This window comes from Myxococcales bacterium, assembly GCA_016706225.1.
Taxonomy (GTDB): Bacteria; Myxococcota_A; Polyangia; order Polyangiales; family Polyangiaceae; genus JADJKB01.
Genome location: JADJKB010000025.1, coordinates 548,596 through 563,503, shown reverse-complemented (window position 1 = coordinate 563,503; position 14,908 = coordinate 548,596). Strand labels below are relative to the sequence as shown.

Genomic DNA, 14,908 nt, shown 5'->3' with positions numbered 1-14,908 from the left:
ATAGTCGATCCAGCGGCCCGACGCGAGCGCGCTTACTTGGTCGGGCTGGCGATGACTGGGGGCTGGGAGAGGATGGGGTCGTTCGGGTAAATAGACGGGTCGTCCGGGAGGGTCGGATCGACGTCGACGGTCACCTGGGTGTCTCCGACGAAGCCCGTCTCCTCACCAATACATTGATTGGCCTCGGCAACCAGGCTCCGGACGCGATCCCGCAAGACCTGGATGACGGTGAACTCGTGGCGCGCGCTGTCAGAGTTGTTCTTCTCGGCCGCGCCGCGCAGGTTGGGCATGCGGTCCCGAGCAGAGCGCGTCGCCACGTCGACCTGGTTGAGCTTGTCGTTCAGGCAGAGCACCTTGACCACGTCGCGTTTTTCTCGCGCGCCGCTCAGTTGCCGCCGCACGGTGCTCGCGCCGCGTTCCATTTCCGGCAGGTAGGTCTCGGCCTCGTCCCGCATCTGAGTGGGGGACAGCTTGACGTCGCGCTGGGTGGTAACGTCCGCCGGCGGGGCCGGCGCTGTCTCCTGCGCGGCGGCAACGCCGAACGCTCCCCAGATCGCGATTGCGACCCCGATCCCCCACAGTCGCTTTGAAAGCATCGACGCGGTCCTCCCTCTAACCTGCTGCAAAGTCGGGCCAGTATAGAAACCTGACCGACCCCTGTCAACGCGCCTGCGATTCGGGATAAGCGTCATATTTTCGAGGCCTTCGCGCCCGCACGCCGGGACGTCCAGGTGGTTTCGATGCAGTGGGGCCAACGGGTATTCAGAGCCCGGGCCACGGGGCCGCCGTTATGGGGGCCCGGTGAGCCGCCACTCGTAGGACGGGGGGGCGTCTGCCTACTGCTTCACGAAGCTGACCGGCACCACGATGACGGCACTCCCGCCCTCAGGCGGGTCGAACTGCGCTGCCTGGGCGCGCGACTGCACACAGCTCGCGACCGACCCGGGAAGATTGCCGCTGGCCGACGCCGTCACACCCTGCACCTCGCCGCCGGGGCCGACGCGGATGCTCAGGCGAATGCTGCCCTGAGCGTCCGGGTTCTCCGCCAGCCCGCGGTTGTAACAAGAGCGGAAGCCCGCTCGCATCCCCGCAACCACGCGGGCCGCGTTGCTGACGTTGCCACCGCTCACGTTCGGACCGCCGACGTTGGCGCTGCCCTTCGGGCCCTGGACCTTCTTCACCTCGCCGGTGCCCTCGGTGCCGCCGGCCTTTCCGGTCTGACCCATACCAGCGAGGCCTGAGCCACCCATGCCGGGGCGGATCGTCCCGCCGCCCGTTCCCAGGTTCAGTCCACCGATGCCGCCTGCCGACACACCCGCGCCGCTCGCTGCAGCAGCGTCCAGCGCGCCGGTCGGCACCTCGCCACCCTTCAGCACCCCGGCCGTCGCCGGGCCCTGGCTCGACAGCGCGCCAATCGTCGCCATCTCCAGGTTGTCGAGCTCTTTGCTCAGCGCTGCCTGTTGCGCGGAGGACATCGCACCTTTGGCGGGCGCGCCGGCGCCCTTGCCGGGGTCCTTGGGCGCAGCCTTCTCCGCTGCCTTCTCGGTCTTCTCGGACTTGTCGTCCGTTGCATCGTCCTTGGTCTCGAGCGGTGGTGGCGGCGGCAACGCCTTCATCGAATCAATCAGGCCAGCGACGCTCACTTCGTCGTCGAACACCGGATCGAGCCAATCCGAATACACCGCACCGATGGCGAGGAAATGCAGCAAGAACGAGAACGCCGCGATCATCGTGGTCGGCCAGTCGAAGCTCGTTGCACCCTGCGTGACGGAGACCGGGAGCTGCGGCTTCGGCTGCACCGGCGGCGGCGCTACGAACTGGAAGAGGATGGTGGTGTTGCCCACGACCACCTTGCCGCGCGAGTCCTCGGTGACGCGGATCTGATACGCGCCCTGCGGCGTGCGTCGCGCCTGGCCCTTGAGCATGGACAGATCGGAGATGCCGGTCGGCAGCGCGATGCGGCCGCTCATGCCGTCCAGAAAATTCAGGCAGTAGTCGTTGCCGACGAGCTCGAACAGGCGGAACGTCGGCGGCAGGTTCTGGGTGGCGATGACGAACATCGCTTTTTCGCTTGGGCCGACCGTGACGTGAGTGCGCTGCTTGACGATGCGCTCCTCGATGATTCGCCCACCTTGAACGACACCGATGCGCAGCACCTTGGGGCCGCTCAGGGCAACGGCGCGCATCACTGCCGTCATTTGCCCGGGTCGTTGACTGCCTGGCTGCTGGTACGGCGTCTGCTGGGTCATCGACTCTCGTTCTCCGCTGGCCACGTCGTGGGAAGACCCCACGCCGGCTGATTCCGACAGCCCCGGGGTTCCGGAAGTTCCCAGCGGGCGGAAGAAAGACTAGTCGGCGGTCGGGCTCGGGTCCACTCGCTGCGAACCCGAGCGCTCGCCCACATTGTCCGACTCCGTGAGCTGTCGCTCGAGGATCCGCCCCAGCCGGTCCCAGCCATCTCGGCTTCGACGGGCCTTTTCGGCGGCAGATCGGCCGATCAGGGTACAAACGATCGAACCGGCGATGCCCACGGCAGCGGCCGGCAGCGCGGTCCCAGCGGCCGCGGCGCCTTCGTCAGGCAGCCGCCGCGCCAGTTCGACCAGCGCGACCAGCATGCCCCAGGCCAGGCTCACGCGGGCGGCGCTCTGGGGAACCTCCCGGCTCACGTCCAGTTCCCGCGCAATCTCGCCGAGGGTTTCGTTGAGGGTGGCAACAGCCGCGGGGCGACTCGGGCAAGCGAGCACCTCGCGCGCGGTGCGCCCCAGTGCGGAGTCCTCGCTCAGCTTCGCGAGCAGGCGCTCGCGGTTCGCCCGCTCGAGCCCGTCACTCAGGATCGCCTCGCGTTCGACGCGCGCCACCGAGGCCCAACGCCGCACGCTCAACCGGACACACAGGCCGGCTACTACCACCACCAGGAAGACGGAGATCACGGCGCCCGGACAGGCGGCTCAGAACGGATCTTGATAGATCGCCTTCTCGATTCGATGCAGGAACGGCTGCCGCAGTTCCGCCAAGGTCAGCTTGGGTTGGATGCGACTCACGTCGACCGCGGCGATCGGCTTCTGCACGCGCCCAACGATCGTCACCTCGCTGATGGTGACCACGCGACTCTTGCCTTGAGCGAACGCAAGCGACGGGGTCGCGAGCACCAATGCCACCAGAGCGAGTTTGACTGACGTCTTCATCATTTGCCTCCTGCGGGCTTGGGCGGAGTGGTGGGCGGCGGCAGCTTGCCGGTCGAGCCAGTGCCGGCAGGCGGCGTTGCGGCCCCGCCGGTCGCTGCCGGTTTGGCCTTCTTGGCCTTCTCGGCCTCTTCCAGCAGTGCCTTCTTGGTCTTGGCGCGGGTGATGAGCTCATCAGTGTCGTCGCGCTCCCCCGGCTTGCCCTTCGGCTTCATCTTCTTGTAGAGCTCGAACTCACTCATGGCCTTGTCCATCGCAGCCTTGGGAGCGATGCCGGCGATGTTGTCGCTGAACAGGTAGAGCAAGCCCAGGTTGTAGTGGACCTGCGCCAGCGTGCTGTCCTTGCTCGCGACCCACTCGAGCTCCTTCTTCGCCTGCTCCGCCTTGCCGAGCAGCCGGTACGCATCGCCGAGGTTCAGGCGCGCGAGCACGTGGTTCTTGTCGTATTTTAGCGCGCCCTCGAGCAGGTTCGCGGCTTCGAAGGCGTTGCCCGCTTCGAGCACGTAGCTTGCCAGTTGAACGCGGGCCTCCACCAGGTCCGGGCGAATTTCGACGGCGCGCTTGAAGTCGTCGAGTGCGTCGCCCTTGTTGCCCTGCTCACGGTAGATGAGCCCACGCAGCAGACGCGCCTCGGCGTTGTTCTTGTCCCGCGCGGGGTTCTCGTCGCCGAAGCCCGTGAGGATGGCCTTCAGGGTGTAGAGCGCAAGGTCGAGGCGCCGTTTGCGATAGTGGTCGCGAGCGATGGTGACCATTGCCGGGCGATAATCCGGGTTCTTCTTCAGCGCTTCCTTCGCCAGCTCCTGCGCCTCGGTCGAGTCGCCCTGGATGCTCTTGACCTCGGCGAGCGCCGCCACGACCGCCGCGCTCTTCGGCATCTTGGCCATCTTGCCCTTCAACAGGCTCTCCGCCTCGCTGGCCTTGCCGTCCCGGGCCAGGAGCACGCCAAGGGAGTAGATGGCCGGCTCGTAATCGGAGACGACCGAGACGGCGCTCTTGTAAGCGGACGCCGCACCGCTCGACTCGCCCAAGCGTTCCTTGACCACGCCCAGGGAATAGAAGCCTTGGTAAGATTGGGAGTCGGCCTCCGTGGCCTTCGTGAACTGATCACGCGCGGCCTGCAGATCCCCGACTTTGAACGCCTCCATGCCGGCGGCATAGGCCTGAGCGGCGGAGGCGTTCATCTTCGGCCGATTGCTGGCGTCCGCACCGCTCGATGGCGCGTCGGTCACCGCGAACTGCTGTCCCTGGGGCGTGTAGACCGCGCCCGGGCCACCGTGAGTCGACTGATCGATCTTACCGACGCCGCCCGGGTACTTCGCGTCCTTCTTGTCGCCGCCGCAGGCCACCGTGGCGAGCGCGGCGACCATGCACAGGGCTGTTCCGATTCGACGCATCATCATTCGATTCTCCTCACTGCGACAGAACCGGCAGCGGGCGCGGCATGCCATCCGGATCGGGACGCGTGACCTGGCCCGGACGCATCTTGAGGAACATGCCCTCGGTGTAGTTGAGATCCTTCACCTTGGAGGTGAACTGTTTCATCTTCGCCTCGCCAATCACGTCGGTGAAGAAGGCCAGCCGGCGGAGCGCGTGGATGATGCCGGGATTCGACACGTTGTAGCGTCGCGACAGCATGATGGCGTTGCCGTACCGATCGACCATGATCTCGTCGGCGCCGTTGATCTCCTTGTCGCGGGCGTCACGCCAGGCCTGCTGCACCTTGACGCGGATGGCGTCGACCTTCTCTTGCAGGTCGGGGTTGTCACTCTCCTCCGCCTTCTTGAGCATGGCCTCTTGTTTCTTGTCGAACATCTGAAGCTCGGGCGGCCGCACGTTGTAGAGCCCGGTGCGGAGCGAGTCGTACAGCGTGCCCTGGCGGGAAATCGCGACCGTCGACCACTCCGGCGAGACGTATTTGTTGATGATGGTCTCGAGCTTGTCGTACCACTGCTTCGCGACCGTAGCGTCCTTGCGGTAGGCCTCGATCACCTTGACCGGCGTGCCCTTGTAACGGTGGTGGCCCGACTCGTAGTCGAACTTCTTGGTGATCTCGTCGTCGAGCATCGTGTACTCGGCCTGAGCCGCCATGCCGGCTTCGACCGAGCCGAGCGCGCTGTTCTTGCCGTCCTTCGACGGCGCCACCTTCTTGTAGGCATCGAAGGCGTCCATCGTCGCCTTCCACCACTTGTTGGTGTCCCCGGAGCTGACCGCGTCCTTGGTCTTCGCGACGTGATAGGCCGCGTGCACCACGTACTGCGCCGCCTCGGACCGCTTCCGGTTGGCGTCGTAGTAGTTCATCATCGAGTTCTGCGCCTGCTTGCGCGCCGAGGCGTTGCCCCCGGTGTCGGGGCTGTACTCGTCCCACTTCTTCAGATCGCTCGAGGCGATGATGAAGTCCGCCTCCGCCGTCTCCTTGGGTGAGGCGCCGAGGTTCTTGAAGCGATCGCGGGACTTCTGCATGCCCGTCTGGTCACCCAGGCTCGAGTAGAGCGAGAGGGATTGGCGGGCCGCTTCGCGCCGGGCGTTCGGCTGAAAATGCTCGATGCTGCTGATCTTGTCGAAGGTCGCCGCCGCCTTCGGATAGTCGAAGAAGAGCACGTACGAGCTGGCCAGCGCGTCGTACGCCGTCTTCAGGTACTTGACGCGGTCTTCATACTTCTTCGGCTCGGCGGCGACCGGAGGTTTGGCCTTCGGATCACCGTTCTTGAGCTTCTGGATGATGGTCTCGCTGCCGTACTTCGAGATGAACAGCTCGTACATCTCGATGGCCTTGTCGTACTCACCGACCTGTTTGTAGGCGAAGGCGCCGTTCATCGCGGCTTCCGGCGCCTCGTCGCGATCCGGGGCCGCATCGAGGGCGGTCTTGTAGGCCGCCGCCGCCTGGCGCCAGGTCTTCTGGCGTTCGGGGCCGTCGGGCATGCCCTCGGCCTTCTTGAACAGCTTCGCGGCCTCCTGGAAGGCGGCGGTCTGCATGATGGGCTTGCGGCGCCCTTCCTCCTCCCTCTTGGTCTCTTCGCTGTACGCGCAGCTCTTGCCCTGAGCAAGCTTGGTCGCCGCATCGGCGTCGCGCTCGAGCGCCGCCATGCTGACCAGTTTGTCCCAGGACTTGTAGCCCCACTCGTTCTTGCCGCAGTACTGGTCGTAGAGCGCCTGGTAGCGCGGACGGGCGCCGGCAAAGTCGCCGTAGACGAAGAAGTACTCGGCGTTCTGGAAGGCGTAGAGCAGCCCGTTCTGCTTCGCGTCGCGGTCGACGGGGATGCGTGCGTTGTACTCGTCGCGCGCCTTCACCGCTTCCAGCACCTGCGCCGGGAGGGGATCCTTGATCACGGTGCGCGTGTTCGGATCCTCGCCGTTGAAGCGGATCTCTTCCCGCTTCTGAACGCCCTGCGCTCCCTTGCTCTCCTCGTGTTTCCGGTACTCGTCCTCGAGGACTTTTTCGGCGATGGTGACGACGTAGTAGCCGGTGGGCTGCATGTACTTGTCGTCTTCGTTGGAGTCGCGCACGGCGACCGCCGCTTCTCGCGCGCGCTGCACCTCCGCCGTCGCCGGCGAGCGGTTGATCGCCACCTGCAGCACGACCACCCAGTAACGAGCGTCCGCCAGCCAGAACTTGCTCTCGTAGGCATCGAGCGCGTTCGGGTCCTGGTTCAGGAAGCCCGCCCAGCCGGTCTCTGCGAGCCGGTACTCGTCGACGGCCTTCTCGATCTGGGCCCGCTGCTCGGCGGGGTTACTCAGCTCGAGCGCCTTGTTGTAGAAAATCCTCGCGGCGTTGGTGTGGTCAGCGGCCGCGCGGCGTAGGCCGCCCTTGACCAGCTGTTCCGCCTGGGCGAGCGCCTCGGGATCGTCACGGTTCGCGTCGGTCCAGGGGGTCGTCCCGACGTACGCCGCCAGCTTGGTACGGGCTTCCAGGGCCTTGCCCGAGTACTCGGCCTTCGCGGGCGAGTTCTCGGGCGCGAGGCGCGTCAGCTGATCGTAGAGCTCCGCGACCCGGTTCTGCATCACCGGCGCATCCCGATCCATCGGGAACTTCTTGAGCGTCAGCTCGAGCGTCGCGATGGCGTTCCGGTTCTGGGTGATCTCGATGTATTCCTGCGCCAACGCCTTGTAGATCTCGACGGTCCACTTCTTGTCTTGCGGAAGCAGCGCGGGGTCCTGAACCCGCGCGATGCCGATGGCCATCTTCTCTTCGGCGACCACCGGGTTCGGCTCGGTGTCGAGCACGTCGTTGCGCGGGATGTAGGGCAGATCGCCGGGCGGCCCGTCGAAGTCGACGTAGGTCAGCGAGCCGGCGATGTACGTGAACGCTTCCTGGCGGAAGTCCGCGCCGGGGTCGCCGGTCTTGGCCTCCATCTCGTCAGCCAGTTGCAGCAGCTTTACGAACTCGTCGACTGCGGTCTTGTAGCGCTGCTGCTTGAAGTAGGTCCAAGCCAGCTTGTACATCGAGACGCCGTAGACGGGCGGCTTCTTGAACTCCATCGAGTGCTGATAGGCACTGACGGCGCGGTTCAAGTTGTAGGGGCCACCGTTGGGGTCGACCTGATCGAAGTGGTTGTTGCCGATCTGCCACCAGACTTCTGCCAGGTAGCGCGGGTCCTCGCCGGACCGCAGCTCCTGGGGCAGCGGCTTGCAGTCGAGCGGATACGGGTCGCGGTAGGCCAGCTCTTCTTCAGCCGTCCCTCCCGGTTGGTCCTTCTTGCCCTTGGCGGCGGGCTTGGGCGCGGGCTTCTTCTTCATGCCCTTGCCCAGCGCGCCAGCGTCGAGCGGCACCGGGTGTTTGTTGTTCCAGTCGGTCCAGAACTTGTCGTCGTGATCCTGCTCCAGCGGCTGGAGCTCGATCTTGGACGAGTCCTTCTTGTCGGGCTTGACCTGATACCGGTTACTGCAGACCAGGGTGCGCCAGGCCTGCTGACCCTCTTCGATCTTGGCCGAGTCGGTGTAGGCGTGACCCAGGAAGTAGTGCACCGCAGCCATCTCTTCGTACTGCGGGTACTCGTCGATGATGCGACGATACAGGGCGATTGCGGTCTCGAGACCCGCCGCGAGATCGCCTTCTTGGGCTTCACGCGCGCGCTCTTCGTAGAGCGCCGCGAGCCGGAACATCGCGTCCGGCGTCGCTGACGGGTGGGCGTTGTCCCCGCTGTAGAGCGCGATGAACTTCTCGAGGCGCTTGATGGCCTCGAGTCGCGCTTCCTTCAGGCCCTTGCGCTCGATGCCGATCTCGCGATCGAGGGTGTTGAGGATCCGGCGGCGCCGCTCCTCGTAGTGGTGGCGCACGATCATGGTGAGCGTGTCGCGGAACTCTTTGGCGCCCTGCTCGTAGTCCTTCGCCTCTTGTTTGAGGATCTCGAAGGCCTTGAGCTGAGCGGCGCTCGGGGGCGGCGGCGGCGGCGCGCCCTTGCGGATCTTGATGTCCGGAGCTTTCGTGGCGGGTGCACCGGGGGTGACCGCTGCGGCCGACGCAGCTGGCAGTGCCCCCGAGCTTGCCGGGGCCGCCGAACCGGCTGCTGACGCCGAGCTTGCGGGCGCGGGCGCCTTGGGTGCGGCAGGCTGCGACACGGCGATGGACGGCGCCACGAGCGCAAGGCAGAGGACGGAAGCCCAGATTGCCGGCGTGAATCGGCGGCTCACAGCTCACCTCCGGCGTCATCGATCACTTCTCGCAGCTCGTCGTTGAGGTTTTGTTCTTCGCGGGCCCGCTCACGCTGGAGGTTTCGGACCCGCATCAGTTGCTCTTCACGCAGCTCCCAGGCCTGTTGGACGATGCCGACGTCCGCTCGAAGCACGATGCTCTTGAGCCGATCTCGAACGAGCGCGAAGTTCTTCATCGCCAGCTCACCGACGAGCAGCCGTGCCTGCTGGTCCAGGTCGTCGAGATCGCTGGCGTACTTCTCGAGGTTCTGCGCCTCTTTCTCGACCTGCTCGCGCAGGCTCTGGGCCTGCGCCTCGGCCTCGCGCTCCAGGCGCGACTTGGTCTTTTCGAGGGTGTCCTCGACCGTATCCGCCCGCCGGAGGATGGGCTGGATCTGACGTGCGTAGTCGGCAGCGCCCGGGTCCCCGCCCCCGACGACCAGCTCGACCTCGCGGCTGAACAACTCCCGGAACCGGTGTCGGATCTGGTCGTCCTCGACGAAACGCTGGTCGCCGAAGCCGATCTGGACCCGTCCCATGTCCACCAGCTCGCGGTACTCGGTGATGCGCTTCTTGTAAGTCTCGAGATCTTTCTCGTTGGCGCTGATCTCGGCCTGAAAGCGCTGGCGACTGGTGGCGTCACTGGTCACGCCGAACTTGTCCGCGTCCTTGAGCACCCGCTTGAGACCATTGACGATGGCGTGAAGTTTGTCGGCTTCGAGCTCCAGCTGCTGCAGGCGCTGGCTCACCTTGTTCCACTGCCGATCACCCGAGGCCTCACGCTGGGAGAAGTCGCCCGGCGTGACCGGCAGATACTCCATGCGTTTCATCAGCGCCCGGCGCTCGGAGCGGACGCGGCTCAGCTCGCCGCCGGCGTTGCCAGCCTCGTCATCCATGCCTTGCGCCAGAGTGCGTCGTGCCTGGCCGGACTTGTTCAGGAGCGACAGCGTCTGCTCCATGGCCGCAACCAGCTCCGGGAACGCCCGCATGCGTGTGCCGGAGCCGAGCACCGCGTTCAGCTTGACCACGAGGCGCTTGGATTTCTTGATCAGGCTGCGCGACGCCGTGACGTCATCGATCACGGCAAACGCGCGATCGTTCTCGGCCTCTTCCCGTGCCCACTGGATCACCACCGGGGACAGGGCCCCCTTCTCGCTGTCGAGCTGCTCACTCACCAGCTTGTCGTAGTAGACGGCCGGGTCCTGGGTGTCGGCGAGGAAGGTGCTCACCTGCTCGCGGATCGGGTCGAAGCGGCTGCGCACGGTCTTGTACAGCGTGAGCGCCTTCTCGAACTGGCCGGAGCGAAGCATCAAGTCGGCGCGGAGCAGCGAGCCGTCGGCAAACCGCAGGTTCTCCGGATCGGTGATGCTCAAGACCTCGAGCGAGCGCTGCGCGCGCTGGTAGTCGCCGAGCCGCACGTAGACCCAGGCCAGCTCGTAGAGCATGCCGGAGAACTCGGGGCTCTTGCGATCGACGTGGCTGTAGGCGTCCGCCGCGTCGAGGAAGTTGTCGGTCTCGTAGAACAAACGCCCGATGGCCATCCACGCCAGATCGATCACCTGGCGCTGACCGTCGGTCTCGGCCTTCAGCCGGGTCACACGCCGGAACTGCTCGATGGCCGCGGCGTAGCGTGACGTCGGTATGGCTGCGACCGAGCCCTTGGTCACGATGCTGGGCTGATCCAGCTTTTCGTCCTTGGCTTTGGCCTCTTCGGCCTCGGGCGCCGTTGGCGTCGCTTGTTTCACCAAAATGACGCCGAGCAGGTACTGCGCCTGCGGCGCCCAACCGCTCGACACTCCGACGTTGCCGAGGGACGCACGAGCCGCGTCGTAGTCCTTCTTTGCGTACAGAGCCTTACCACGCGCGTACTGCAACGACCCGGTCGAGTCGGACGTCGGCAACGAGCTCAGCTTGGCGATGATCTCGTCGATGCTGTCGTAGTTCTGAGTGCGGAGGGCGATGTCGACCAGACGGCTGACCGCGCGCCCCGCGTAGCTGTCGTACGGGCTGGCCGACGACTTCTCGAGGATCTCACGGTAGGCGCGCCGCGCCGAGAGGTACTGTTTGCTCTTGAGGTAACTCTCACCCAGGAAGAACTGCGCGTCCGCGATGGACGCGGTGTCGGCGCGCCCTTGCCGGCCGAGCTCGACGACCTGCGAAAACACCTCGATGGCGCGCTCGTAGTCCTTGTTGCGGAACAGGATGTCTCCGGCCGCGATTCGCTGGGCCGAGGTGAGCTTCTGGCGATTGGCCCGTGCGGCCGCCTTCTGCACGTTCCCGACGCCATTTTCCACCGACACGATGGCAGCTTGAGCTCGGTTCCGCGCCTCGCTCGCGGACACGGCCGAGGCCGGCGCGCTCACGGACAGCGCGGCGAGCACCGCTCCAACAGCAAGGAAGCGCGGCGCACACACGCCAAGCGAGAAGAGCCAGCCGCGCGGCGGCGGGGCTCCGCGACCCATGGGCATCACTTTCCTCCGGAGCCGAACGAGAACGAGCCGGACGCGCCGGACTTCTGATTGTTACCACCCGAGCTCGGAGCCGCGGAGGCGCCACCGGTCCGGAGCTTCTCCACGAAGCGGACGGCGGGACGTTGTTCCACCGGGGTCGTGACTCCACCCTTCTCGTAGGCGACCGCCTGGAGCTCCATCGTCTTGCCTTCGGTTACGGTGAACGAATGGCTCGACTTCACCTCGAAGCGATAACCCCGGAGGTAGGAGAAGACGCCGTAGCCATAGCCCTGGAACTGAAGCAACGCCTGCAGCGTGTGATCTCCCGGCGGAACCGAGCCGCTGAAGATCGGGATTTCTTTCTGCGCGGCGAGCGCGCCGCTGTCGTCTTGCTTGTTGTACTGGACGGCGCCATCGAGCACGAAAAGTGCGCGATTCAGCCGGAAGACGCTGCTCATCTCGTTGACGAACTTGACCTCCGCGCGGGCGCCACCGACTCCGCCCGAGAGGATGGTCTCGCTCAGCAAACTGAGACGCGTGTGGCTGCGGCGGATCTGTTCCTTCAGCTCGTCGACGCGCTGCTCGAGCTCGCGCAGTCGGACCTGGTACGTCGCGCCATCCATGCCGCCGCCCGCCGCGGCCTTCGGCGCGCTGGGTTTGTCGTCGGGCTTCGCGTCGGTGGCGGCCTCCGCTTTCTTCTCACCTTCCGCCGGCTTCGCGGCGTCCGCGGGTTTCGCGGCGTCCGCGGGTTTCGCGGCGTCCGCGGGTTTCGCGGCGTCCGCGGGCTTCGCAGCGTCGCCTTCCTTCTTCGGATCTGCCTTCGGGTCCGCGGGCTTCGCCGCGTCCGCGGCTCCTGCTTTCGGCGGAGTCGCCGGTTGAGCTGCGGCCACGGGAGCGATTGTGAGCGCCGCGATCATCGGCAACGCGAATGCCATCCAAAGTCGCATCGTTGTCCCTCTCTCGAGTGTTGAGACGGTGGATGAGGCCATTTCGGATCAGCGACCCCGCCCCGAGCGTCGAGGGGAGACATCGAATCCGTCCGGCACCATCCCGGCTCAGCTGTAACGCCCTCTTATGTTCGGGATTTGGCGAGGGTGCAACTGGCGACCCCGTTCTTCCGCGGGGGCGTCTCCCCCCGGAGCGAAGAAGCCACCTCGCCGCTGGTCGGCCTGTTGGCCGGTCAAGGCCTACGCTCAACCGCTGGAGCAGTCCTTGCCGGCGCGTCCGACCGGGGAGTAGCGTTCCTGCCGGCCGCAGATCGAATCCCGTGCTGGGACGTCCGACAGAGGTGAGGGTCCCGGGTAACCCTTCCCGGGAGCTCTTCGGAACCAAACCAAGAACGTGGGCCGACGTCCATTCCCCAGCCGGGTCGGGGTGAGGATGGCGACTGCACGAGGCGAGACGACGGACGAAATGCTCATGGTGCGCTACCAGAGAGGCGACCGTGAGGCGTTCGCGGAGCTGGTGCGGCGACACAAGACGCCAATCTACAACTTCGTGCTGCGCCAGGTACGCCAGACCAACACCGCGGAAGACGTGACTCAGGACGTCTTCATGCGCGTCGTGCAGAGCGCCAGCGAGTTCAAGCACGAGGCGCGATTTTCGACCTGGGCCTACACCATCGCGCGAAACCTGTGTGTCGACCACTTGCGCAAACAGAGCCACCGCCGGCACCCGTCGCTGGATCAACCCATCACCGCCAACGGCGAGGAGTCTCGCCCGCTGCTCGAGAGCGTCGCGGACGCCCACCCCCGGGCGAGCGTGGAGCGCAGCGCGGCCGCGGGGGAAATGGCCGGCCGCATCGTGGAGGCCGTCGAGCGGCTACCCGAGGACCAGCGCGAGGTCTTTCTGCTGCGCGAGATCGGCAACCTGCCGTTCAAAGAAATCGCCGACATCACCGGTGTCGGTGAGAACACGGTCAAGAGCCGCATGCGGTATGCGCTCGACCGCCTGCAAGAGGCACTGAGCGACTTCGAGGAGTATGCGCGCGCATTGCGCTGAACGAGGACCCAGCCGTGGATTGCGAGAAGTTCGACCGAATCGTGCTCGACCTGCTCTACGACGAGCTGGACGAGCTCACGAGCGCCGCGGCCCGCCGGCACATGGAGCACTGCGCGCGCTGCCGTGGCATCGGCTCCGGCCTGAAAGCGACCCGACAAATCGGCGCAATTCCCCAGGTCGAAGCGCCCGCGGGGCTCGAAGCGCGCATCCTCGAGGCCGAGCGTCGGGCGCGCGCGGCGTTGCCGCTCCGCCAGCGACTTGGACGCAGCATCTCGGTGCTTGCCGGGTATGCCATGCGACCGCAGCTCGCCATGGCGGCGCTCTTGCTCCTCATGATCGGGTCGAGCCTGCTGTTCCTGCGTGCCAAGCCCGGTGCGAGAGAGCGCGTACGGATCACCGAACGCGGCGTGCCGGAGAGTGAGAACGAGACCGTCACCGTCGTGCCCATGCCGGCCAAGGCGCGCGCCGGCGAGCCGGAGAGTGAAGCGCGACCTGCCGTGCCAGCCGACCGAGAGGCCAAGCGGGAGAAGACTAGCGCGGGTCTGGCGGAGGAGGCGGAGCCGACCTTCGCCCCATCGCCGCCTGCGGCGGCACAGGCAGAGACCAAGGACGAGATCGCGGCGCTCGGCAAGGCAAAGGACGGCAACACCGGCGGCGCCGACGACAGCTACGAGCAGGGCATGGCCGATTACCGAGCCGGTCGTTACGCGGAGGCCCAGAAGAACTTCGACTCCGTTGCGACGCGCGGCGGCGACAAGGCTGCTTCGGCCGAGCTCTTCGCCGCACAGGCAGTGCGCAACCAGGCTGGGTGTGGCAGCGCGGCCCCGCGCTTCGAGTCCATCAACGCGCGCCACAAGGGCAGCGGGATCGGCAACGAGGCGCTCTGGCAGGCGGGTGACTGTTACCGGGCCCTGGGGCAAGAAGAGAACGCGCGGCGCAACTACAAACAGCTGCTCGGCGTGGCGGGCTACGATGATCGGGCGCAGCGCGCGCTGGCCAGCCTAGACCAGCAGCCGGTTGCTGCGCGCAAGGCGGCCGCCAAACCCGCACCGCCCAAAACCGCCGCGGGGGCCAAACCCGCCGAAAAAACCCCGCCCAAAGCCAAACCGCCCGGGACCAGCGACGCGTTCTGAAGTCCGGGTTCGAAACCTGACGCGCGCCTTCGCAGGCGCCGGGACCGCGGCTCAGTTCTTCGCGGCGTCGCGCACGTAAGCGATGGTCCGGATGATATCGACGATGCGCTCGCGTTCGTCCGGCGCCAGTTCCACGAAACGGATCCCCATGCCCGGGTTGAGATTCTCGGCCAGCAAGTGCAGCGGGTTGACCCACTGCACCACACCCGAGAGCACGAAGGTCTCACTCGAGCGCGGCTCGGAGAAACGCAAGGTCAAGCGCGTTCCAACCTGTAGCGGTTCGTTCGTACGCACGAAGATCCCCAGCTCGGAGATGTTGGTGATCGACGCGTACAGAAAGGTCTCGTCGGTCTCGCAGTCGACGGACCAGACGACCTCGAACCGATCCGCGCTGCGGCGATCGGAGCGCAGGCGCCGCTCCGAGAAGTCCGGGGGATCGTCGTCGTCGCCCACGCCCGGGCCTTAGCCCCGAATTGCACGGGTGTCCAAAGCGGGCGATGGCGCGGCAGAATCA

At 66.2% G+C, this 14,908-nt stretch carries 10 protein-coding genes and 1 pseudogene; 2 read left to right on the top strand and 9 right to left on the bottom strand.

The window, feature by feature from the left end:
• Nucleotides 1-32: 32 nt before the first annotated feature.
• From IPI67_41000 to IPI67_40965, 8 genes and pseudogenes are all read right to left on the bottom strand, one after another.
• On the bottom strand, nucleotides 33-596 hold the full coding sequence (locus IPI67_41000; protein MBK7586555.1) for a hypothetical protein: 564 nt from the start codon (nucleotides 594-596) through the stop codon (nucleotides 33-35).
• Between the two features lie 240 nt (nucleotides 597-836).
• Nucleotides 837-2,249 (bottom strand): AgmX/PglI C-terminal domain-containing protein, encoded by a 1,413-nt coding sequence (locus IPI67_40995; GenBank protein MBK7586554.1) that lies wholly within the window; start codon nucleotides 2,247-2,249, stop codon nucleotides 837-839.
• 99 nt (nucleotides 2,250-2,348) lie between these two features.
• On the bottom strand, nucleotides 2,349-2,930 hold the full coding sequence (locus tag IPI67_40990) for a hypothetical protein (GenBank protein MBK7586553.1): 582 nt from the start codon (nucleotides 2,928-2,930) through the stop codon (nucleotides 2,349-2,351).
• 18 nt (nucleotides 2,931-2,948) lie between these two features.
• Entirely contained in the window at nucleotides 2,949-3,188 is a 240-nt protein-coding gene (locus tag IPI67_40985; protein MBK7586552.1) for a hypothetical protein, read from the bottom strand.
• Entirely contained in the window at nucleotides 3,185-4,579 is a 1,395-nt protein-coding gene (locus IPI67_40980) for a tetratricopeptide repeat protein (protein ID MBK7586551.1), read from the bottom strand. The genes IPI67_40985 and IPI67_40980 overlap by 4 nt, the downstream gene beginning before the upstream one ends.
• A 13-nt stretch (nucleotides 4,580-4,592) precedes the next feature.
• Nucleotides 4,593-8,810 carry a tetratricopeptide repeat protein gene (locus IPI67_40975; protein ID MBK7586550.1) on the bottom strand — a complete coding sequence of 1,406 codons (4,218 nt, stop codon included), beginning with the start codon at nucleotides 8,808-8,810 and terminating at the stop codon, nucleotides 4,593-4,595.
• Nucleotides 8,807-11,272 carry a tetratricopeptide repeat protein gene (locus IPI67_40970; GenBank protein MBK7586549.1) on the bottom strand — a complete coding sequence of 822 codons (2,466 nt, stop codon included), beginning with the start codon at nucleotides 11,270-11,272 and terminating at the stop codon, nucleotides 8,807-8,809. Before IPI67_40970 ends, IPI67_40975 begins: the two co-directional genes overlap by 4 nt.
• Before the next feature lie 5 nt (nucleotides 11,273-11,277).
• Nucleotides 11,278-12,060, bottom strand: a pseudogene (locus tag IPI67_40965) (hypothetical protein).
• Nucleotides 12,061-12,640: 580 nt separating this feature from the next.
• On the opposite strand from IPI67_40965, the gene IPI67_40960 reads away from it, so the two are divergent.
• Entirely contained in the window at nucleotides 12,641-13,261 is a 621-nt protein-coding gene (locus IPI67_40960) for an RNA polymerase sigma factor (GenBank protein MBK7586548.1), read from the top strand.
• Between the two features lie 14 nt (nucleotides 13,262-13,275).
• The gene (locus IPI67_40955; protein ID MBK7586547.1) at nucleotides 13,276-14,394 is read left to right on the top strand and encodes a hypothetical protein; all 1,119 of its coding nucleotides are present in this window, start codon (nucleotides 13,276-13,278) and stop codon (nucleotides 14,392-14,394) included.
• 51 nt (nucleotides 14,395-14,445) lie between these two features.
• On the opposite strand, the gene IPI67_40950 is transcribed toward IPI67_40955, so the two are convergent.
• Nucleotides 14,446-14,847 (bottom strand): TIGR02266 family protein, encoded by a 402-nt coding sequence (locus IPI67_40950; GenBank protein ID MBK7586546.1) that lies wholly within the window; start codon nucleotides 14,845-14,847, stop codon nucleotides 14,446-14,448.
• Nucleotides 14,848-14,908 lie beyond the last annotated feature (61 nt).